The organism is Methylobacterium sp. TK26, from assembly GCF_055361565.1.
Map to the genome: position 1 here is coordinate 2,465,420 of NZ_CM143965.1, position 20,963 is coordinate 2,486,382.

Below are 20,963 nucleotides of genomic sequence, written 5' to 3' on the forward strand. Positions count from 1 at the left end.
CAGTCGGCCGTGGTCAGTTCTTCGCCACGAAGCACTGGCCGCCGCCGCCCTGCAGCGAGGAGCAGAGGCTCGACGCCTCGTCCTTCGACAGCGGCCCGACGCGGACGCGGAAGATGGTCTTCCCGTTCACTTCGGCCTGACGGATCAGCTCGGGCTTGCCGGCGAGCTGGCTGTACTTCGACTGCAACTGCCGGAAGGCGGCATGGGCATCGCCGGCCGAGCTGCGGACGCCGAGCTGCACGGAGAAGCCGCTGACCGGCGTGGTCGTGTCGACCGCCGAGGTGGCCTGCGTCGTCTCGGGGCTCGCGGCCGGCATCTGGTCCGGCGAGACCGAGGCCACGCGCTGGGGCGCCTTCTTCGGCGCGGCGACCGGCTTCGGCGCGGCGGCGACGGGCTGCTCGGGAGTGGTCGGCGCGGCGGCGGGGGTCGCGTCGGCCGAGCGGACGACGACCGGCTTCACCGGCTTGGCGGCGACGGGCGCGGGCGGCGCGGAGGCCGTGTCGTTGCCAGGCAGAACCATGGTCGGCACCGGGACCGCCGCGGGCGCCGCCTCGGCCTGCGCCGGGGGCGCGGGCGGGGCTTCCGGCTTCACCGAGACGGTGCGCACCCGGCGCGGCTCGCCGAACGCCTCGAACGGGCCGTTGCCCGGCGTGGTGCCCTGCGCGGCGGAGGTGCCCCCGGCGGCGCGGGCGGCCTCCGACACGTCGAGGGGCTGCTCCTCGCGGTTCACGACCTTGATCTGGCCGCTGCTGTCCTTCGAGGTCGCGTTGCGATCGTAGATCTGGCGGTTCTGATCGGGGATCTCGACGCCGTCGGCCACCTTCGGGGCGACCTTGAGGGGGGTCGTGTCGGCCTGGATCACCGGCACGCTGCCGTCACCCTTGCCGTGCATGCCCTTGTAGGTCAGTGCGCCCGTCACCGCGATGGCGACCACGGCAAGGCCGGCGCCCACGGAGGCGAAGCGGCGGCGCGGGGCGGCCCGGCGCAGGGAGCGGGTGTCGTCGTAGGAATCGTCAAGCTCGGGCTCAGGCCCGCTCTCGGCCGAATGGTCGGCGGCCGGATAGGCCTGCATGTCGCGCTCGACGGAGGCGAGATACTGGTCGAAGGCGTCGGCCGGGGTCGCGCGGGGCGCTTCCTCCGGCGCGAAGCGGGTGTCCGTGCGCAGGGGCCACGCGGCCTCCGGGGCCGGCTCCTCCTCCGGCGCGGGGCGGGTGCCGTTGCGGGCGGCCAGCAGCGCGCGGAACGGGTCGTCCTGCCCGACGATCTTCGCGAGTTCGGCCAACGGGTCGGCCTTCGCCGCCGCCCGCGCCGCACCCTCTTCGTGACGCAGATCGCGCGCGAGTGCTTCCAGATCGATCTGAGCGCGCGACGCGTTCGTCATGGCAGCTTCCTCAACCAGTGGCGGACCGGTGCCTCACCGGTACGATTTGGGCTAGCGCATCTCGTCCGGCGCGCTCACTCCGAGGAGGCTGAGACCGTCGGCCAACACCGATCGAACGGCCTCGACGAGCGCCAACCTCGCCCATGTGGACTTTCGATCCGTTGCATTAACAAACCGTAATTGCGGCAAGTCTTTGCCCTTGTTCCAGAAACCGTGCAGCGAAGCTGCCATCTCATACAAATGAAACGCGATTCTGTGGGGCTCGTGAGCCATCGCAGCCGATTCGATGACCCGTGGGTACTGGGCGATCAGTCGCATCATCTCGGCCTCGCCCGAATCGCTGAGCGGCGACAGGTCGGCCTCCGCGAGCAGCGAAGCGGGCGCGAGGTCGGCGCCCGGAAACGCCTCGCGCGCCTGCCGCTGCACCGAGCGGACGCGGGCATGGGCGTACTGCACGTAGAAGACGGGGTTGTCCTTCGATTGCTCGACCACTTTGGCGAGGTCGAAGTCGAGGGTCGCGTCGTTCTTGCGGAACAGCATCATGAAGCGGATCGCGTCGCGGCCGACCTCGTCGATCACGTCGCGCAGCGTCACGAACTCGCCGGCCCGCTTGCTCATCTTCACGGGCTCGCCCGCGCGCAGAAGCCGTACGAGCTGGCACAGCTTCACGTCGAGGACGGCCTTGCCGTCGCTCACCGCCTTCACCGCCGCCTGCATGCGCTTCACGTAGCCGCCATGGTCGGCGCCGAGCACGTCGATGATCTCTTCGGCGCCGCGCAGCACCTTCTCGCGGTGATAGGCGATGTCGGCGGCGAAGTAGGTGAAGCTGCCGTCCGATTTCAGCAGCGGCCGATCGGTGTCGTCGCCGAAATCCTTCGTGCGGAACAGGGTCTGCTCGCGGTCCTCCCAATCCTCGGGCAACTGGCCCTTGGGCGGGGGAAGCCGGCCCTCGTAGACGAGGCCGCGCTGGCGCAGATCGTTCAGCAGGGCGCCCACGGCGCCGCTCTCGTGGAGCTGCCGCTCGGAGAAGAACACGTCGTGCTTGATGCCGATGGCCGCGAGATCCTGCCGGATCATGTCCATCATCATCGACACGGAGACGTCGCGCACCGCCGGCAGCCACTCGGCCTCCGGCCTGTCGAGGAGCGCACGGCCGTGGCTCCGCGCCAGGGCCTCGCCCACCGGCTTCAGGTAATCGCCCGGATACAGCCCCTCACCGATGGTGAAGGGCTCGCCCAAAGCCTCGCGGTAGCGCTGAAAGGCCGAGCGGGCCAGCACATCGACCTGCGCGCCCGCGTCGTTGATGTAGTATTCGCGCGTCACGTCCCGTCCTGCGGCGACGAGCAGGCTCGCCAGGGCATCGCCGAACACCGCGCCGCGCCCGTGGCCGACATGCATCGGCCCCGTCGGGTTCGCGGAGACGTACTCGACATTCACCGGTCCGCCCGGCAGGCGCACCCGGCCGAAGCCGGCGGGATCGGCGAGAACGGCGCGGACCACCTCGTGGAACACGCCCGGCTGCAGGCGCATGTTGATGAAGCCCGGCCCGGCCAGGGACACCTCGGCCACCCGGGGATCGGCGCGCAGCTCCTGCGCCAGCGCCTCGCCCAGCACCTTCGGGTTGGTCTTCGCTTCTTTAGCCAGCACCAGGGCGGCGTTGGTGGCGAGGTCGCCGTGGGACGGATCGCGCGGCGGCTCGACGACCACGCGGCCGAAATCGAGCCCCTCGGGCAGCGTCCCGTTCCGGGTCAGCGCCTCGAGGGCCTCGCGCACACGCGCCTCGAACTGGGCGAAGATGTTCATTCGGATGGTCTCAGAGCTTCGGTCCGGCCCGTCCCCGCCGCGTCACGGCCGATTCGCGGAGACCGCGATGGGGGATCGGTCGGTGGGGTACCGGACGCGTCAGCCGCATAGCAAGGGTGGGCGGTCCTGTCACCGACCGGCCGCCCTCCTGCCCGCCGCAGCTCTGCTCAGGCGGCTTGCGCCGTGGCCACCGGGCCGTGCGCCTGCTTCATGATGGCATCGAGCCGCGCGCTCACGGCGGTCACGACGCCCGATGCGTCCTCGTCCCGTTCGATGCGGGTGAGGGTGTTGGCCACGCGCTGCTCCATCACCGCCAGGATCGCGGCGGCGGCCTTCGGCTGGGCGCCGCGCAGGACGGCGACCACATCGAAATAGGCATCCTGCAACAGGTTCAGGGTCAGCCGGTCGACGGCGTGCGCGTTCTCGTGCGTCAGTTCGGTCATGCGTGAATCGCTCCCTTCCGGACGGCCGAATTTCGCGCCCGGATGGTTAAAGCGACCTTTCCCTAAACCGACAGTCGTTCGAGCGCCCGCTCCCGGCCGATCAGCGGCAGCAGGCCGGCGAGGTCCGGCCCGTGTTCGAGCCCCGTCAGCGCGAGGCGCAGGGGCATGAACAGCCCCCGCCCCTTCGCCCCCGTGCGGGCCTTCACCGCGCCGGTCCAGGCCTTCCACGTCTCGCCGTCGAAGGGCCCCTCCGGCAGGGTCTCGCGGGCGGCGGCGATCAGGGCGGCATCCTCGATGCGCGACGCGACGGGGCCCTCGACCACGCGCCACCATTCGGCGGCCTCCGCGACCTTGCCGAGGTTCGCGCGCACGGCGAGCCAGAAGGCTTCGGCCTGCGCATCCGGCACGCCCATCGCGCGCAGCCGCTCGGCGGCCTCCGCGTAGGGCATGGCGTGGACGAGGCGGGCGTTGAGCCCGTCGAGATCGCCCTCGTCGAACTTCGCCGGGGCGCGGGAGATCTCGGACAGGTCGATGAGCCCGGCGAGATCATCGAACCCCTCCACCGCCCGCACCGATTCCGCCGAGCCGGTGAGCACGGCCAGGGAGCGCACGGCGGCGGGCTCGTAGCCCGCCTCGCGCAGGCCGCGCAGGGAGAGGTGGCCGAGCCGCTTCGACAGCCCTTCCCCGTCCGCCGTGGTCAGCAGGTTGTGGTGGCCGAAGACCGGCACGGGGGCGCCCAGCGCCTCGAAGATCTGCACCTGCACACCGGTATTGGTGACGTGGTCCTCGCCCCGGATCACATGGGTGATACCGAAGTCGATGTCGTCCACCACGGAGGGCAGCGTGTAGAGGTAGGTGCCGTCCTCGCGGATCAGCACCGGGTCGGAGAGCGAGGCGCAGTCGATATGCGCCGGCCCGCGCACGAGGTCGTCCCAGGACACGGTGCGGGCGTCGAGCAGGAAGCGCCAGTGCGGGCGCCGTCCCTCGGCCTCGAAGACGGCGCGCTCTTCCGCCGTCAGCTTGAGGGCCGCCCGGTCGTAGATCGGCGGCTGGCCCCGACCGAGCTGGCGCTTGCGGCGGCGGTCCAACTCCTCCGGGGTCTCGTAGCAAGGGTAGAGCCGTCCGGCCGCCTTCAGCCGCTCGGCGGCGGCATCGTGCTCGGCCTTGCGGTCGCTCTGCCGGGCGAACAGGTCCGGCACGATGCCGAGCCATGCGAGATCCTCGCGGGCGGCCTGGGCGAAGGCCTCGGTGGACCGGGCGAGGTCGGTGTCGTCCAGGCGGAGCAGGAACTTCCCGCCGTTCCGCCGGGCGAACAGCGCGTTGAGCAGCGCCGGCCGGGCATTGCCGATGTGGAGATAGCCGGTCGGGGACGGGGCGAAGCGCACGAAAGTCATGGCCGCTCCTTAGCAAACCCCCGCGAAACTCCCAGCCCGGATCTCGCCGGCTCAGGGTGAAACACAACGCGGTTCTTCACGTTGACTGCCCGTGTTCACGGGAGCGTGAGCCATCCCGAGGGCACGCGACCCCGCCGACAGGGCGGGTGCCCGGCCGTTCTTGCGGCCTCCAACTGACGGGGTGAACGATGCGGACAGCGTTGATTCTGATTCTCTCCCTCGCGGCGGGCGGGGCCATGGCGCAGGAGGCCGGCAACAAGCCCGCGCCCCCGCGCGACATCGGCCCGCCCAGGGCGGTGGCGCCGACCACCCCGCCGAACAGCACCGTCGTCGTGGCGCCGGACGTCCAGAACAGCGGCCCCGGCGCCAACACCACGATCGCCCGCTCGGGCACGGGCGCGGACACGATCACCACCGACACCGCTGTGGGCGGCAATGCGGAGCAGCCAAGCCGCGCGGTCCCGCAGCAAGGCGCCGGCGGCGCGTCCGGCGGCGGCTCCTGACAGCTGAGCCATTCCGCCAGCGCACCTGTTCGGGCCCGCCCGAATCCGCCACAAGGCGGCGTTCGGGCGGCTTGGCAGCGGTGGCGGAATGATCGAGCGTGCGGAAATCGCAGTCATCGGCGGCGGCATGGTCGGCCTCGCCTGCGCCCTGGCGCTACGCGAGCGCGGCCTCGACGTCGTCCTGTGCGATCCCGGGGAGGCGCGAGCGCGCACCTCCTACGGCAATGCCGGCGTGGTGAGCCGGGGTTCGATCCTGCCGATGGCGAGCCCCGCCCTGTGGGGCAAGCTCCCGTCCTATCTCCTCAACGCCGACCGGGCGCTCCGCCTCGACTATCCACACCTGCCGCGCATCCTGCCCTACCTCACGCATTTCCTGGCGAACGCGCGGGAATCGCGCTGGCGCCAAGCCGCCGCCGCGCTCCTGCCGCTCACCAGCGCCGCCTACGCCGCCCACGAACGGCTCGCGGCCAGGGCCGGCACCACGGATCGCCTCGCCCGCACCGGCTGGATCAAGGCCTACCGCACCGAGGAGGCGTTTGCCGGCGCGGCGCTCGAACGCGACATCCTCCAACGCCACGGCGTCGCCTTCGAGATCCTGGACGGCGACGCCCTGCGCGAGCGCGAGCCCGCCCTCGTGCGGCGCTACGCACGGGGGATGCTCCTCACCGAGACCGGCTCCGTGCGTGAGCCCGGCCGGCTCGTCGAGGCCTGCGAGGCCCTGTTCGCCCAGGGCGGCGGCCGGCGCATCCGGGGCAGCGTCACGCGCCTCACCCCGGGGAGCGACGGCTGGAGCGTGACGCATGACAGCGGGACGCTCGCGGCGAAGCAGGTCGTCCTCGCCGCCGGGGCCGCCTCGGGCACCCTCACGAAGGACCTCGGCTATCGTTTCGCAATCGCCGCCGAGCGCGGCTACCACCGGCATTACGCGCTGCACCCGGACAGCCCGCCCCTCACCTGCCCCGTCCTCGATACCGGGGCGGCCTCGATCATCGCCCCGATGGGGCCGGATCGGGTGCGGGTGCTCTCGGGCGTCGAACTGAACGCACGCCACGCCAAGCCCGACCATTCGCAGATCGAGGCGGCGAGCCGCGAGGCGGCGGAAACCCTGCGTCTCGGCGGCCCCCTCGACAACGAGCCATGGCTCGGCTCGCGCCCCGCGACCCCGGACGGGATGCCGGTGATCGGCCACGCCCCCCGCCACACCGGCCTGATCTTCGCCTTCGGCCACGGGCATATCGGGCTCTCCACCGGCCCGATCACGGGGGAGATCGTCGCCGATCTCGCCACGGGGCGGGAGCCGGCGGTGCCGATCGCCCCCTTCGCGCCCCAGCGGCTGCTCGGCTTCCCGCGCCTGCTCTGAACAGGCGCTAGCGCCAGTCGTAGGGGTTGTATGGGTCGAGGGCCGCCTGGACCCGACGCTGCATCTCCGGCTGGCGCTGCAATGCGGCCTCGCGGGCAAGCGCCCTCAGAAAGGCGCGCGGCCCGTGTTCGAGATCGCGGCCGATCCCGTCATAGCGGTCGGACGGCTCGACATGCGGCGGGTTGGTGCCGACCAGATATTCCACCGGGCAGGCCGGCACATCGATGCCGAGGCGGTAGCAGATGCGGACATGCTTGAACGGCTCGTTCGGCCGCTGCTCCACCTGATAGCCTGTCAGTGCGAAGGCGCCCCGGCTGATCCGTTCCGCATGGGCGATGGTCCGCCCCACGGTGACGTAGCCGTCTGTGACGTGGGCCTTCACCAGATCGACCGCCCGTTGGTCGCCCGGCACGAAGGGCTCGGCGAGGGCGGGCGCCGTGGCGAGCAGGGCGGCGAGGAGGATCGGGGCGCGTCTCACGGCTTCCTCATGCACACGGCCACGGGCGTGGCGTCCTTGGCGGGCTTCGAGGCGAGATCGATGCAGGCCACCGTCGCGACCCCCTCGGTGACGCTCACCGAGGGCAGCACCGACATGCCCCGGCAATAGGCGCCGATCAGCTCCTCGTCCTTGCGGCAGGCGACGTCGAGGCGGATCTGGCTGTTGGGCGAGGGACCGGCTTGCCCCTGCTCGCCCTTCGGACCCTGGGGGCCGGCGGGGCCGCTGGCGCCGGTCGCGCCGTTGAGGCCGGCGGGCCCCTGCGGACCGGCGGGGCCCTGGTCCCCCTTCGGGCCGGGCGGGCCGGCGGGGCCGGGCTTCGATTCCCCGCAGGCGCCCAGGGCGAGGATCAGCGCGACGGCCAGCAGGGATCTCATGGATGCTCCGAAAGGCGCGCCATCGCGCCCATCGAGGATAGGGTCGCCGGAGGGCCGATCAATCGTCGCGATAGACGCGCTCGCGGCGCTCGTGTCGCTCCTGCGCTTCGAGCGACAGGGTTGCGATGGGCCGCGCGTCGAGGCGCTTGAGGGAGATCGGCTCGCCGGTCTCTTCGCAATAGCCGTAAGACCCGTCTTCGAGACGCGCCAGGGCAGCGTCGATCTTGCCGGTCAGCTTGCGCTGCCGGTCGCGGGCGCGCAGCTCGATGGAGCGGTCGGTCTCGGACGAGGCACGGTCGGCGAGGTCGGGGTGGTTCTCGTTCTCGCTCTGCAGCGCCGTCAGCGTATCCTGGGCTTCGCGCAGGATCTCGCTTTTCCAATTCAGTAGCTTGCGACGGAAATACTCGCGCTGCCTTTCATTCATGAAGGGCTCGGCCTCGGACGGAACGTAGCCGTCCTCCAGAGTCACCTTCGCCATGCGTCGCCCTCTTCCGAATAGGGTGGCCGGTATGCGGCGATAATTCGAGTGCCGTATAGTCGAGGCTCGAAGCCACCACAACGCGGGGGCGGCGTTCCATCCGGCCTCGGCCGCACTGCGTCGTTGCGTGCGGCTTGGTTGCCACGGTCGCGCGCCTCACTCCGCGTCCTTCGCCCGCAACCGAATGATCGCATTGGCGATCTCAGCGCCGATCTCCCGTGCCACCGGCAGGCGGTAATGGGTCTGGTCCAAGAACAGGCTCGGGTCCCTCAGCTGAGGGCGTCCGTCCCGCCAATCCACCACCGCGCTGAGGCGGTGGCGGGCGAGTTCCGCGCGGATCGTCGCCCGGCAGGCAACCTCGGCCTTCGCGCGGGGCGAGCCGGTGGGGGGCTCGCCGGCCGCGTAGACCGGCGGCATCAGCAGCACGACCGGCGTCGCCTCCGGGATCGCGGCGAGCGCGGCGCGGAACGCCTCGGCGATGGGGAACGGCCCGCCCCGGTGCGGCTCCGGCTCCGCGCCGACGGGCTTGTCGAGCCGCGCGATCAGCACGGGATCGCGCCCGAAGCCGAGGGCAAGGTAATCCGGCTCGTAATTCCACCAGCCATCGGCGGGGGCCTTCGGGCGCTTGGCCGAGATCAGCCAGCCGATGCGGCTCGCCACCTCCTCGGCGGCGGGCAGACGCAGGAGGCCGGAGAGATAACCGGGCCAGTCGCCGATCAGCCAGAACGGGAAGGGGTTCGGGTTCGGGAAGGCGGGGTCGTCGGCGCACCAGAAGGCGTCGGCGCCGAGCACGATGGCCGCCGGCTGCGGGTGATTGCGCAGAAACCAGCGGAGCACGGCGAAATGCTCGGCCGCGCCCGTGGCCGGGATCGTGAGCTGCACGAACGGGATGCCCGTCCGCTCGGTCAGGACCGAGGGTTCGATCAGTTGCAGGTGCGAGTTGCCGATCAGCGCGCCTTCGAAGGCGGGGTCGCGGCCGCGCCACGCGATGGCGGTGCGCGGCCCCTGCGGCCGGATCGCCCCGTGCGACAGAAGCTTCACCCGCCCCGTCTCGTAGGGATCGACGATCACGGCGAGGGCCAGGTAGCCCGCCAGCAGGCCGGCGGTGCCGAGCAGCACGGCCGCGGCGAACCCGCGCCAGCGCCGCGCGATGGTGGGAAGGCCGCCCGCCATCCTCAGAACTGGAAGTAGATGAATTCGTAGTTCGCGTCGTCGCCGATCTTGAGCAGGACGAGCACGAACAGCAGCGCGACGGCCAGGGCGAGGCTGCGCCGGGGCGGCAGGCGGTGGACGGCGTTCCAGGCGGTCGGCCCGAGGGTCGCGACGAGGCCCGCCACGGCGATGGCCCGCCATTTGAACTCGGAGACGCCGGGGGTGAACCCGAGGAGGCCCCTGTAGATGGCGAGCGCCGCGTCGAACGAGGTCGCGCGGAACAGCACCCAGGTCAGGGCGACGAACACGCCGGTCATCAGCCAGCCGAGGGGCGCGGGGATGCGCCAGCCGGCGCGACGGGTCAGCAGGCCGGCGCCGAGCCCCGCCCCGTGCAGCGCCCCCCAGGCGAGGAAAGTGAGGCCGGCGCCGTGCCACAGCCCGCCCAGCGCCATGGTGGCGAACAGCGCCCCGACCTGACGAGGCAGCCCGTGCCGGTTCCCGCCGAGGGGGATGTAGAGGTAGTCGCGCAGGAAGCGCGACAGGGTCATGTGCCAGCGCCGCCAGAAATCCTGGAGGGAGGTCGCGCGGTAGGGCACGTCGAAGTTCTGCGGCAGGACGAGGCCGAACATCAGCGCGATACCGAGCGCCATGTCGGTGTAGCCGGAGAAGTCGAAATAGATCTGGAAGGTGAAGCCGAGGGTCGCCTGCCACGCCTCACCCAGCGCGATGGCCTTGCCCTGCGCCGCCGCCTGGAACACCGGGTTGACGTAGGCCGCCAGCGGATCGCCCAGGAACACCTTCTTGGCGAGGCCCACGGCGAGGAGGATCAACCCTCGCCCGAACCGCTCGGCGGCGTCGGGGCGCGCGTAGGGGCGCTCCTCGAACTGGTGCATGATCTCCGACCAGCGCACCAGCGGCCCCGCCAGGACCTGCGGGAAGAAGGAGATGTAGAGCGCGTACTTCACCAGCCCGAAGGACGGCGCGCGGCCTGCCCGCAGGTCCGCGAGGTACATGATGTGGTGGAAGGTGAAGAACGAGATGCCCAGCGGCAGGGCGAGCCCGAGCCGCGGCGCGTCGAGCCCCGGAATCCGGTTGGCGAGGTCCGCGAGGAAGTCCGCGTATTTGAACAGGCCCAGCAGGGCGAGGTTGCCGGCGATGGCGGCCGGAATCAGCCACGCCAGCGAACGCCGGCCGAAGGCGCGGGCGACCAGCCAGTTGACGAGGATCGAGCCGCCGAGCAGCGGCACGAAGCGCAGGTCCCACCATCCGTAGAACACGAACGACAGCAGGACGAGGAGCGGCAGCCGCCATTTTGGCGCGGCCCGCGCCACCAGCCCGTGCAGCACGAGGGCGGCGGGCAGAAAGGCAAGCAGGAAGACGTAGGAGTTGAATAGCATTCAGCGGCGCGGCCGGGCCGCCTGACTCCCCTAAGCGGCGCGCCTTTTCGGAAATCGGGGCAGCCACGTCAACACGCGGCGCTGCCCCAGGCCGGTCAGGTTACTGCAGCTGGGCGGAGATCGAGCCGAACTTGGCGTTCAGCTGGGTCCCGATGACCTGCAGCGTCCCGATGATCACCACCGCGATCAGCGCGGCGATCATGCCATACTCGATGGCGGTGGCGCCGCCCTCATCCTTCACGAATGCGGAAAAGATCTTCTGCATGGCCTTTGACCCCTTTGGACAGGACAAAACCTAATCACAAATCGTTGAGCAAGGACTAATGCAATCTAGGGATTAGGGGTGACCCGGCGAATTTACGACAGGTCTTCCGCCATCTCGACGAAGATGGTTTATGTCGCGACATTTCCCGCGAACGTGCCACGCCTTTAAGTATCGCCGGCAACTGAATTGCCCGCAATACGGCTTAGGCGTCGGCGCGCGACCGCCCGGCGAGGGTCTCGGCCGCGATGGTGAGGCCGAGCCCCACCGACCCGAACGTGTCGCCGGCCACGATCCGCGCCTCCGGCAGGCAGCCGGCCAGGGCGGCGCGCAGATGAGGCAGCCCCGTCGAGCCGCCGGTGAGGAACAGGGCGTCGATCCGCTCGGCGGGCAGGTTGGCCTGCCGCAGGCAAGTGCCGATCCGTGCGGCGACGGCGCGGGCGAGCCCGTCCGTCTGCGTGGCGAGACCACTCCGGTCGAGGGAGGCCGAAAGGCCGCGCTCGATGGGACCGAGGTCGATGGCGGCATCGCCGGTCTCGGAGGCCGCGATCTTGGCGGCTTCCACCGTCCCGGCGAGGGCGTGGCCGCGCTCCTCCTCCACCGCCGTGCGCAGGCGCCCGACGAGGTCCGGCCGGGCGCAGTCGCGCAGCACGTCGTCGATCTCGCGCAGGGTGCGCCCGTCATACAGGCGGTTGATCGCCGACCAGGTGGCGAGGTCGTGGTAATAGGCCCCCGGCACGTCGAGGTCGCCGCGCTTCATCGGGCTGCCGAAGCCCAGGAGCGGCATCACCGTCGCGAGGCTGAGCTGCCGGTCGAAATCCGTGCCGCCGATGCGCACGCCGTCGTTGGCGAGGATGTCCGCCGCCCGGTCGGCCTGACGCCGCCGCTCGGGCGAGAGCCGCACGATGGAGAAGTCCGAGGTGCCGCCGCCGATATCCGCGATCAGGGCGATCTCTTCCCGTTCCACCTGCCGCTCGTAGTCGAGGGCGGCGGCGATGGGCTCGTACTGGAACGCGATGTCGCGGAACCCGACTTCGCGGGCGATCTCGCGCAGGACGTTCTCCGCCCGGCGGTCGCCCTCCGGGTCGCCGTCCACGAAATGGACCGGCCGCCCGTGGACCACCGCGTCGAACGTCGTGCCGGCCTGCTCCTCGGCGCGGGCCTTCACGATGGCGATGTAGCGGGCGATGACGTCACGCAGCCGCAGGCGCTCGCGGCCGACCGGCGTGGCTTCCTCGATGAGCGGCGTGCCGAGCACCGATTTCAGCCCGCGCATCAGCCGTCCGGGCTTGCCCGCGACATAGGCTGCCGTCGCCGCGCGGCCGATCAGCGGATCCCGGCGCGGCTCGAAGAAGATCGCGCTCGGCACCGTCACATGGCTCCCCTCCAGCGGCAGGAGGGCCGGGCCGCCGTGCGCGCGGTGGCCGAGGGTCGTGTTCGACGTGCCGAAGTCGAGGCCGCAGGCCGCCATCGGGGCAATCCGATCGGTTCGTGTGGGGTGGGGCGTGGCGATTACCCGGCCCTGTGCCGCCGGTCCAGGCGCGAAGCCGTGGACAGGCGCATGGCGGACCCGCCTCTCGGGCACAAGGCGTGATAAAGGGGCGGCATGCGCTGCGACATCGATCTCGGACTGACGGGCGACCGCCCGGCTCTCCTCGACCTGACCGAACTGCTCGCCACGCGTTTGCTGGTGCAGGGCAATTCCGGTTCCGGGAAGTCGCACCTGCTGCGCCGGCTGCTCGAACAGAGCGCGGGCTACGTCCAGCAGGCCATCATCGACCCGGAGGGCGATTTCGCGAGCCTCGCGGAGCGCTATGGCCATGTCGTGGTGGAGGCGGATGGCGACGACGCCACGCTCCAGCGCGTGGCGGCGCGGGTCCGCGTCCACCGGGTGTCCGTGGTACTGACCCTCGACAACCTCGACGCGGACGGCCAGATGCGCGCCGCCGCCGCCTTCCTCGGCGGGTTGTTCGATGCCGACCGCGAGCATTGGTACCCGGTGCTGGTGGCGGTGGACGAGGCGCAGCTTTTCGCCCCGGCGGCGGCGGGCGAGGTCTCGGACGAGGCGCGCCGCCTCTCGCTCGGCGCCATGACGAACCTGATGTGTCGCGGGCGAAAGCGCGGGCTGGCGGGGGTGATCGCGACCCAGCGCCTCGCCAAGCTCGCCAAGAACGTCGCGGCGGAAGCCTCGAACTTCCTGATGGGCCGCACCTTCCTCGACATCGACATGGCGCGCGCCGCCGACCTCCTCGGCATGGAGCGGCGGCAGGCCGAAACGTTCCGCGATCTCCCGCGCGGCCAGTTCGTGGGGCTCGGGCCCGCCCTCTCCCGCCGCCCGATGACCATCGCGGTGGGGGCGACGGAGACGGTCAGCCGCGCCGCCGCGCCGGGCCTGCTTCCGCTCCCCAGCGACATCGAGGATGCCCGCGCCCTGATCCTGACGCCGGAGCCCCGCGGCGAGGCGCCGCCCGTGCGCCGCCAGCCCAAGGCCGCCCCGGTGCAGGACGTGCTGTCGCAGCTCGCCTCCTACCGTCCGCCGGTCCCCTCCGAGGAGCCGGAGGAGGACGCCCTCGATCCGGCCGAGCGCGACGCGATCATCGCCGAGGTGATGCACTCCGTCATCACCGACGCGGATGCGGGCACCTGCACGCCCGCGACCCTCTACCAGGACTTCACCGTCCGCTGCCGCATCCGCCGCATCCGGGGAGAGGCCCTGTCGCTGCCCGAGTTCAAGCGCCGCCTCGCCGTGGCGCGGGCCGAGGGCGGGAGCGAGGTGAGCGACGGCTCGGGCTGGGGGAAGGCGCAAGAGATCGCCGCCGGGCTGCCCGACGACCTCGCCGGGCTATTCCTCGTGGTCGCCCGCGCGGCCATCGAGGGCGCGCCCTGCCCGACGGATGCGGCGCTGGCGGAGGCTTACGGCACGAGTTCGGGCGGCCGGGCGCGGCGGATGCTCGCTTTCCTCGAAGAGCGCGGCGCCATCGTCACCCGCCGCGACCTGCGCGGCGCGCCGATCATCGCCGTGCCGGATCTCGGCGCGGAAACCGCCCCCGGCGCCCCGCAACCGGCGGCCGGCGGGCTGCGGCGGCGATTGGGGTAGCGCGGCCTCACACCCCGCGCCGCATCTCCAGCTTCGCCAGTTCCACCGCCGTGCGAAGCTCGATCTCAGCCATCAGCCCGTCGAGGCGCGGGTCGCCGGAGGAACCGGCGCGCTCGGCGAGGCGGGAGGCCACCGCGCGCAGCTCGCCCGCGCCCACCCGCCCGCCGAGGATCGACGCCTTGAGGCGGTCGAGCCCGTCGAGGAGGTCGTGGCCCCGGCGGGCGGCGCGGCGGCGGCGCTCCTGCGGGGTGTCGGTCTCGGTCTGAAGCAGGAGGACGGCATCGAGTCCGGCGAGGGTCGCCGGGCCGGCGGGAGCCGAGGTGTGGGAGGGCGCGTCCGGCGTGGCGTCGAGGCTGAAGCCCCGCACCCCGTCGCGTCGCCCGGCCGAGACGCCGACGGTCGTCCGGATCGGCTGGCGGGAATCGACGCGCATCATCTCATACGGTGCCGGAAGGGGTGAGCCGACACTCGGCCCGACAGGGTTAAGCGGCAGTAAACGGGGCGGCAGAACCTGCCGGGTCGGCAAGAACCGGCCCGGCCCCATCAGGGAGGCCCGCTACGGAAACGGTGCGGAAACAGGGACTTACGGGTTTGGCCCGGTTGGCACGGCGCTGGCCTTATCGGAGCAGGCCCCGCCACCTCACCGAACCCGGCATGCAACTCCGTCTTCCGACGACCCGCCTGATCCCGGTCATTGCCGCAGCGCTCGTGACGCTGATGGCCTTCGCCGTGCCGGCCCTCGCCCTGTCGCGGGTCAAGGACCTCGCCTCCATCGAAGGCGTGCGCCAGAACCAGCTCGTCGGCTACGGCATCGTCGTCGGCCTCAACGGCACCGGCGACACCCTCAACAACATCCCGTTCACCAAGCAGTCGCTGCAGGCGATGCTGGAACGGCTCGGCGTGAACACGCGCGGCGCCACGATGCGCACGCAGAACCTCGCGGCGGTGATGGTGACGGCGAACCTCCCGCCCTTCGCCGCCCAGGGCACGCGGATCGACGTGACCGTCTCCTCGCTCGGCGACGCGAAATCCCTCCAGGGCGGGACGCTTCTCGTCACGCCCCTGCTCGGCGCCGATGGCGAGGTCTACGCCCTGGCGCAGGGGTCCATCGCCATCGCCGGCTTCTCGGCCGAGGGCGACGCCGCCAAGATCACCCGCGGCGTACCGACCAACGGGCGCATCTCGAACGGCGCGAATATCGAGCGCGAGATCGCATTCAAGCTGAGCGACGCGCGCAACCTGCGCCTGTCCCTGCGCAACCCGGATTTCACCACCTCGAAGCGGATCGCCTCCGCGATCAACGACTTCATGGGCGCCGACACGGCCGAGCCCACCGACCCGGCCACCGTCACGATCCAGATCCCCGGCAAGTATCACGGCAACATGATGCGGCTGATCACCGAGGTGGAGCAGCTGAAGGTCGAGCCGGATCAAGCCGCCCGCGTGGTAGTGGACGAGCGCTCCGGCATCATCGTGATGGGCCGCGACGTACGGGTTTCCACGGTGGCCATCGCCCAGGGCAACCTGACGGTCACGATCACCGAGCAGCCGCAGGTGAGCCAGCCCGCGCCGTTCTCCAACGGCCAGACGGCGGTGGTGCCGCGCACGGGGGTGAAGGTCGATACCGGCGACGGCAACAAACTCGCCCTCGTGAAGGAGGGCGTCAGCCTGCGCGACCTCGTGGACGGGCTCAATGCCCTGGGCGTCGGCCCGCGCGACCTGATCTCGATCCTGCAGGCGATCAAGTCGGCAGGCGCGCTTCAGGCCGATATCGAACTCATGTGAGGGGGGGAGACCATGATCCAGCTAGCCAGCATCGCGGCGAGCGCCGCCATCGGGGTCGCGAAGTCCATCTCGGGGAGCGTCGCCGAGAAGACGGCCTCGACGAATGTGAGCCCGGCCAACGCCACGAAGGTCAAGAAGACCGCCACCGACTTCGAGAAGATGTTCCTGGAGAACAGCCTCGACCGCATGACACAGTCGGATGGCACGGACGGGCCGCTCGGCGAGAACGGCACGGGCGGCGGCGTCTACCGGTCGATGCTCACGAAGGAATACGCCAACAAGATCGTGCAGAGTGGCGGCGTGGGTATCGCCGATTCGGTGTTCCGCGAGATGATGAAGATGCAGGGGGCGACCAATGTCGGCGCCTGAACCGTTGCGACTGGTGGACCGGGCCGGCGCCGAGGCGCTGGTCGCGGGCATCCTCGCGAACATGAATGCCCTGAAGTCCGTGCTGGACGAGGAAGCGGCGCATATCCGCGCCGGTCGCCTGAAGGCCGGCGTCGTGGCTGCCGAGCCGAAGACGGAGCTCGCTGCCGCCTACATGCGTGGGCTGGAGGCGGCCAAGGCGAACGCCGTGGCGATGGCGCGGCTCTATCCGCAGGGCGTCACCACCCTGCGCGAGGCGCACAAGACCTTCACCGCCGCCGTCGAGGCGAACCAGGCCGTGCTCGCCACGGCCCGGACGGTCTGCGAAGGGCTGATCCGCTCGCTGGCGGACGACATCGCCAAGTCGCGGGCACCCGCCGGCTACGGCGCCGCGCGGACGGCGCCCTCCCCCTACGGACGCGGCGCGCGCAGCGGCCCTCTGGTGGTGTCGCGCTCGCTCTAAGAGATCAGCGCCGGCCGTTGCCGACGCGGACATAGGTGCGGACCTCGCCGAAATCGGTGTCCGCCCTGTTGTCGATGGCGATGCGTCCGGCAGCGACCGGCCGCGTCGCAACCCCGCCCGCGCCGGCCCGCGCATCGACGCCCGCCGCGACCCGGCCCGACAGGCGGGTGCAATTCGGAGCGCCCGGCATCCGCACGAAGCCCGGCCGGCCGGGACAGGCCTCCATGGTCGGCGCGATCTTCGCCAGATCGAGGTCGAGGGCGTCGGCGCCCGCGCCGCCGACGAGCAGGGCGGCGAGAGCCAGCAGCGCCCGGTGCATCAGGCCGCGAGCCCGACGAGGTCGCGGTGGAGCGTGTCGAGGTAGCCTTCGATCTCGGTGATGAACCCGTCGAGGTCCGGCTCCCGGCGGCGCAGCCGGGCGAGATCGCGGAACAGGGCGTCGAGGGCGAGCGATCGCTCGGCCCTGTTCGCGAAGCCGGCGACATGGGTGTCGACGACCTGCTCGGCGAGCACGATGGCCCCGATCGCATTGGCGGCCCCGAGGCGGCGGATCTCTTCGACAGGCTCGCGAGACGTCATCCGACACCCGATCACTTGCGGTCGTTCACGGCGTCACGCCGGAGGAGAGGCTGGTTCGGCAGGCCCAAGCGTCGCGCGGGCCGTTCGCGGGCGTCAGACACGCCTCAAAAACGGCGACAGTGTGAAGTTTCATCGTCGTCCGGCGGCCCGGTGAAGCGCTACGAGATGTAATTGACCAATGACAACTTCGAGAGCGAGGACGTGATCTGGTAGCTTGCCTGCAAGCGTGTCTGCAGATCGAGGAGCTTCGTGGCCACCTCTTCGGTCGAGGCCTGCTCGATGCCGTCCACCGTGTCCTGCAGGGTGCTCTGCTGGGCGGCGTTGGCGGTCTTGGCGTTCGACATCCGCGCCGAGGCGAGGCTGAAGTCCGTGACCATGTCCTGAACGCTCTGGCCGGTGGCGTTGGCCGCCAGCAGCGGCGTCGCTTGATTGACCACCGCCTGATAGGCTTGCGCGTTGCTCGCCGTGCTGCCGGTCGGCATCCCGAGGGCGATCGTGGCGAGACCCGCGAGCACGTTCTGGATCGGCGTCTCGTTCGCCCGCGCGCCGAGCTGCACCGTGGAGCTGGAGCCGATCTGGAAGGATTGCGACGCGCGGGCGGTGGCGTCGGTGCCGCTCTCGCCCTGATACCAGACCACGGATTGCTTCACCGCCGTGGCGGGCGTGGTGGTCGGGTAGGCGTAGGTCGGCCCGCCCGTGGACGGATCGGTGTAGATCCGCCGGGGCGTCGTGCCGGCATCGGTGGAGGCGGCGAAGAAGTTCGTGGAGGCCCGCGCCGTGGCGCTGGCCGAGAGCGTCGTCGTGGCCGCGCCGCCGATGGCGCTGGCGAGGGCGGCCTTCAGGTTCGAGGCGGTGGCGTCGGTGTTCGCCCCGATGGCGAAGGTGTTCGCACCCGACGTCGTGGCGGATGACGACGCGGTCAGGGTGATCGAGGTGGTCGACTTGTCCGGCAGGGTGAGCGTCACCGTCACCGTGTCGCCGGAGGCGGGCTGGCTCGCCACGGTCAGCGAGGAGGTGCCGGCCGTCGCGTTCTGCGCGAAGGTGATCGAGGCGGTGTTGCTCGCCACGGCGCCGCCGACGGAAAAGCCGAAGGGTCCGTTCGGTGCCGCCGAGCGTGAGCTGGCCCCCTCGCTCAGCGAGACGACGCTGCCCGCCACGCTCGATGCGAGGTGGCCATCCTGATTGGGGCCGAGATCGGCGGCGACCTGCTCGTTGACGATGGTCGAGAGGCCATCGACCGTCCCGTTGGCGTTGCTCGTCCCGTAGAGGATCGTGCTGGCATCGAGGACCGGCGGGGTGGACCCGTTCTTGCCGCCGAACAGGTAGACGCTGCCGTCCGACTGGTTGAGGGCGTCGAGCGCGGCGTTGAGATTGTTGAGGGCGGTCGATTTTGCCGCCTGCGTGTCGGTCGAGGTGCTCTGCAGGCCGTTCTGCAGGGTCGTGTTGGTGTCGGCCGCCACCGTCGCGACCTGCGTGAGGCTGGTCGTGCCGAGCTTGGCGCGGGTCTGCGCGGTGTCGATCACCGCGCTGTAGCCGTTCAGGGCGCTGATCGAGGCCTGCGCCGAGAGCGCGGCGGTGCGTCCGCTGCCGAGGCCGCCGTAGCTCTGCGCGGTGAGGCCGCTGCTCAGCTGGTTCGTGAGGTCGCTCAGCTGCGACTTCAGATTCAGGAGCTGTGAGGTGTTGCGGTTGGCGATGTAGCTGCCGGCCGCGAAAGGCGCGATGGTTGTCATCAGATCTGCAGCAGCTGGTTGAGCATGTCGCGGGCGGCCGTGAGCACACGGGCGTTCGCGCCATAGGCCGTCTGAAGGGCGATGAGGTTCGACATCTCGGAGTCGATGTTCACCCCGGCGGATGCGGAGAAGCGGCTCTGCGCAGTGGAGAGCGCCACCTGCTGCGTGTTGTCGAGGGACGTGGCCGCGCTGGCGGCGGCGCCCTGCGCGGAGATGATGTCCTGCGCGAATTGCGACACGGACGACGAGTAGGGCGCCGTGACGCCGCCGATCCCGCTTGCGGAGGAGAAGGTCTGCGGCGTCACGGTCAGCGAGGTGAACAGCGCCTGCGCCCGCGTCCCGGAGGCGGTGAGGTCGCTGGGGCCGGACGCCGTCAGGTAGGCGGAATTGTTGGTGAGGTTCGTGTTCACCGCGATCCGCTGGGCGAACCCGGTGATCTGCGGGCTGGAATCCACGCTGCCCGTGTAGAGGGCGCTGGCGCCGTCGGTGAACAGGGCGATCTGCGGGTAGCCGCTGGCGAAGTCCGAAACGCCCTTCGGCTGGGTGATGCTTGCCGTCGCGCCACCGATGGTCGTGTTGGCGCCGCCGGCGAGGCTCACCGTCGTGCCCGTGACGGTCGCCGTGATCGACGGAACGTTCTTGTAGCCCGCCTTCGTCGCATCCGCGCTCATGGCGGAGAGGGCGGCGTTGATCGAGGTCTGAAGGTCGGTGCCCGACGAGATGTCGAAGGTCCGCGCGAAGCTCGTGGCGTCCGTCGTCAGCGACGGTTCGACGGCCTTGCTGGCGCCGTTGGCGGCCACGAGCGTCACGTTGCGCACGCTGCCATCCGTGAAGGTCACGGGGATCGTCAGCGTGTTGCCGGCCTGGATGCCCGACAGGTTGACCTGGGCCGGGTTCGTCGTGGACGTGACGGTCTTGTTGGTGAGCGAGGTCGCCATGCCGGCGGCGAGGTCGTCCAGCTGGCGCTGCGCCTGCGGCAGGGTCGTGTCGCGCAGTTCGAGCCCGGCGGCGAGCGAACCCGAGCGCAGGGCGCCGGGGGCGCCGAGATCGATCTGCCCGCCGCCGGGCGTCGTGGCGGTGATGGTGCCGACGGTGCGCTTCGACGCATCGGTCGAGTAGCTGGACGCAGCGTTCAGCGTGCCATGCCCGTCGAAGCTGAGGGTCGCGGCGTTGCTGCGGTCCACGAGCGTGACGCCCGACCCGGTGAGCACGGTGACGGTGCCGTCGCGCTGATCGACCGTGTTGAGGTCCATGTAGCTCGACAGGCTGTTGATCGCCTGATCGCGCTGGTCCTGAAGGTCGGCCTTGGACGACGCGTCGGTGGTGTTCTGGATCTTGGAGTTCAGCGCCGCGATGTTCTTCAGCAGCGAACTGGCCATGGCCGTGTCGGTGCCGAGTTGCGCCTCGATGCCGGTGCGCAGATTCTGCACCGTGGAGGCGGCGCCGTTGATCTGGCTCGCCAGCGTCGCGGCGTTGCTGAGCACGGTGCTGCGGGCGGCGGCCGAGGTCGGGCTCGCGGAGAGTTCCTGCACCGATTGGGTGAAGGTGTTGAACACGCCGTCGAGGGCGCTCGACGTGCCCGGCGTGCCGTAGAGCTTGTCGAGTTGGGTCGTGATGCTGGAGCGCGTGGCGGTGTAGGCCGCCCCGGCGGTCTCGGAGCGCAGCTGCTTCAGGGCGGCGGCGTCGAAGCTGCGCGTCACCGCGCCGGAGGCCACGCCGGTATTGCCCGGCGCCGTCGACACGGTGTCGATGGTCCGCCGGACGTAGCCGGCCGTGCCGGCATTGGCGACGTTCTGCGAGACGACGCTGATCGCCGCCTGGGTCGCCTTGAGGCCCGCCGTAGCGGTCCAGAGCGCGTCCATGCTCACGGGCGTGGCCCTTTCCTACGAGACGAGAG

22 protein-coding genes are annotated in these 20,963 nt (G+C 70.9%); 6 read left to right on the forward strand and 16 right to left on the reverse strand.

Annotated features, from left to right (window positions below; all coding sequences use genetic code 11):
• Positions 1 to 13: 13 nt before the first annotated feature.
• The 4 genes from ACXJ1Y_RS11850 to gltX all read right to left on the reverse strand — a co-directional run bounded on the left by ACXJ1Y_RS11850 (position 14) and on the right by gltX (position 5,021).
• Entirely contained in the window at positions 14 to 1,381 is a 1,368-nt protein-coding gene (locus ACXJ1Y_RS11850) for an SPOR domain-containing protein (protein ID WP_463846471.1), read from the reverse strand.
• A gap of 51 nt (positions 1,382 to 1,432) precedes the next feature.
• Complete coding sequence (gene argS / locus ACXJ1Y_RS11855) at positions 1,433 to 3,184, reverse strand: arginine--tRNA ligase (RefSeq protein WP_463846472.1); 1,752 nt, start codon at positions 3,182 to 3,184, stop codon at positions 1,433 to 1,435.
• Between the two features lie 167 nt (positions 3,185 to 3,351).
• On the reverse strand, positions 3,352 to 3,627 hold the full coding sequence (locus tag ACXJ1Y_RS11860; protein ID WP_463846473.1) for a hypothetical protein: 276 nt from the start codon (positions 3,625 to 3,627) through the stop codon (positions 3,352 to 3,354).
• A gap of 62 nt (positions 3,628 to 3,689) precedes the next feature.
• Positions 3,690 to 5,021, reverse strand: a complete 1,332-nt coding sequence (gene gltX / locus ACXJ1Y_RS11865) for a glutamate--tRNA ligase (protein ID WP_463846474.1) — start codon at positions 5,019 to 5,021, stop codon at positions 3,690 to 3,692.
• 200 nt (positions 5,022 to 5,221) lie between these two features.
• Between gltX and ACXJ1Y_RS11870 the strand changes: the two genes are divergently transcribed.
• Both ACXJ1Y_RS11870 and ACXJ1Y_RS11875 read left to right on the forward strand, forming a co-directional pair.
• Positions 5,222 to 5,524, forward strand: coding sequence for a hypothetical protein (locus tag ACXJ1Y_RS11870; RefSeq protein ID WP_463846475.1), 303 nt, complete (start codon positions 5,222 to 5,224; stop codon positions 5,522 to 5,524).
• 88 nt (positions 5,525 to 5,612) lie between these two features.
• Positions 5,613 to 6,884: an NAD(P)/FAD-dependent oxidoreductase gene (locus ACXJ1Y_RS11875; RefSeq protein ID WP_463846476.1), complete on the forward strand. Its 1,272-nt coding sequence runs from the start codon at positions 5,613 to 5,615 to the stop codon at positions 6,882 to 6,884.
• Positions 6,885 to 6,891: 7 nt separating this feature from the next.
• Here the strand turns inward: ACXJ1Y_RS11875 and ACXJ1Y_RS11880 are convergent, their stop codons facing one another.
• The 7 genes from ACXJ1Y_RS11880 to ACXJ1Y_RS11910 form a co-directional block, all read right to left on the reverse strand.
• A complete protein-coding gene (locus tag ACXJ1Y_RS11880; RefSeq protein WP_463846477.1) occupies positions 6,892 to 7,362 on the reverse strand; it encodes a hypothetical protein in 471 nt (156 codons plus the stop codon).
• Positions 7,359 to 7,757, reverse strand: coding sequence for a hypothetical protein (locus ACXJ1Y_RS11885; protein ID WP_463846478.1), 399 nt, complete (start codon positions 7,755 to 7,757; stop codon positions 7,359 to 7,361). Before ACXJ1Y_RS11885 ends, ACXJ1Y_RS11880 begins: the two co-directional genes overlap by 4 nt.
• 58 nt (positions 7,758 to 7,815) lie before the next feature.
• A complete protein-coding gene (gene dksA, locus ACXJ1Y_RS11890) occupies positions 7,816 to 8,235 on the reverse strand; it encodes an RNA polymerase-binding protein DksA (protein WP_463846479.1) in 420 nt (139 codons plus the stop codon).
• Between the two features lie 156 nt (positions 8,236 to 8,391).
• Positions 8,392 to 9,408, reverse strand: coding sequence for a hypothetical protein (locus tag ACXJ1Y_RS11895; protein ID WP_463846480.1), 1,017 nt, complete (start codon positions 9,406 to 9,408; stop codon positions 8,392 to 8,394).
• Positions 9,409 to 9,410: 2 nt separating this feature from the next.
• Positions 9,411 to 10,784, reverse strand: coding sequence for an MBOAT family O-acyltransferase (locus tag ACXJ1Y_RS11900; protein ID WP_463846481.1), 1,374 nt, complete (start codon positions 10,782 to 10,784; stop codon positions 9,411 to 9,413).
• A gap of 100 nt (positions 10,785 to 10,884) precedes the next feature.
• A complete protein-coding gene (locus tag ACXJ1Y_RS11905) occupies positions 10,885 to 11,049 on the reverse strand; it encodes a Flp family type IVb pilin (RefSeq protein WP_243955460.1) in 165 nt (54 codons plus the stop codon).
• 202 nt (positions 11,050 to 11,251) lie between these two features.
• On the reverse strand, positions 11,252 to 12,517 hold the full coding sequence (locus ACXJ1Y_RS11910) for an Hsp70 family protein (protein ID WP_463846482.1): 1,266 nt from the start codon (positions 12,515 to 12,517) through the stop codon (positions 11,252 to 11,254).
• Between the two features lie 135 nt (positions 12,518 to 12,652).
• On the opposite strand from ACXJ1Y_RS11910, the gene ACXJ1Y_RS11915 reads away from it, so the two are divergent.
• Entirely contained in the window at positions 12,653 to 14,143 is a 1,491-nt protein-coding gene (locus tag ACXJ1Y_RS11915; protein ID WP_463846483.1) for a helicase HerA domain-containing protein, read from the forward strand.
• Between the two features lie 7 nt (positions 14,144 to 14,150).
• Here the strand turns inward: ACXJ1Y_RS11915 and ACXJ1Y_RS11920 are convergent, their stop codons facing one another.
• Positions 14,151 to 14,576 (reverse strand): flagellar assembly protein FliX, encoded by a 426-nt coding sequence (locus ACXJ1Y_RS11920; protein ID WP_463846484.1) that lies wholly within the window; start codon positions 14,574 to 14,576, stop codon positions 14,151 to 14,153.
• A 284-nt stretch (positions 14,577 to 14,860) separates the two neighbouring features.
• Between ACXJ1Y_RS11920 and ACXJ1Y_RS11925 the strand changes: the two genes are divergently transcribed.
• From ACXJ1Y_RS11925 to ACXJ1Y_RS11935, 3 genes are read left to right on the forward strand one after another with little or no spacing between them, the layout of a single operon-like run.
• Entirely contained in the window at positions 14,861 to 15,928 is a 1,068-nt protein-coding gene (locus ACXJ1Y_RS11925; protein ID WP_243955868.1) for a flagellar basal body P-ring protein FlgI, read from the forward strand.
• A 12-nt stretch (positions 15,929 to 15,940) separates the two neighbouring features.
• Positions 15,941 to 16,297, forward strand: coding sequence for a rod-binding protein (locus tag ACXJ1Y_RS11930; RefSeq protein ID WP_463846485.1), 357 nt, complete (start codon positions 15,941 to 15,943; stop codon positions 16,295 to 16,297).
• Positions 16,284 to 16,757, forward strand: a complete 474-nt coding sequence (locus tag ACXJ1Y_RS11935; protein ID WP_463846486.1) for a hypothetical protein — start codon at positions 16,284 to 16,286, stop codon at positions 16,755 to 16,757. Before ACXJ1Y_RS11930 ends, ACXJ1Y_RS11935 begins: the two co-directional genes overlap by 14 nt.
• A gap of 4 nt (positions 16,758 to 16,761) precedes the next feature.
• On the opposite strand, the gene ACXJ1Y_RS11940 is transcribed toward ACXJ1Y_RS11935, so the two are convergent.
• The 4 genes from ACXJ1Y_RS11940 to flgK form a co-directional block, all read right to left on the reverse strand.
• Positions 16,762 to 17,076, reverse strand: a complete 315-nt coding sequence (locus ACXJ1Y_RS11940; RefSeq protein ID WP_463846487.1) for a hypothetical protein — start codon at positions 17,074 to 17,076, stop codon at positions 16,762 to 16,764.
• Positions 17,076 to 17,336, reverse strand: a complete 261-nt coding sequence (locus tag ACXJ1Y_RS11945; RefSeq protein WP_463846488.1) for a hypothetical protein — start codon at positions 17,334 to 17,336, stop codon at positions 17,076 to 17,078. The genes ACXJ1Y_RS11940 and ACXJ1Y_RS11945 overlap by 1 nt, the downstream gene beginning before the upstream one ends.
• 158 nt (positions 17,337 to 17,494) lie before the next feature.
• A complete protein-coding gene (locus ACXJ1Y_RS11950; protein WP_463846489.1) occupies positions 17,495 to 19,066 on the reverse strand; it encodes a flagellin in 1,572 nt (523 codons plus the stop codon).
• Positions 19,066 to 20,934, reverse strand: a complete 1,869-nt coding sequence (gene flgK / locus ACXJ1Y_RS11955; RefSeq protein WP_463846490.1) for a flagellar hook-associated protein FlgK — start codon at positions 20,932 to 20,934, stop codon at positions 19,066 to 19,068. Before flgK ends, ACXJ1Y_RS11950 begins: the two co-directional genes overlap by 1 nt.
• Positions 20,935 to 20,963: the final 29 nt, after the last annotated feature.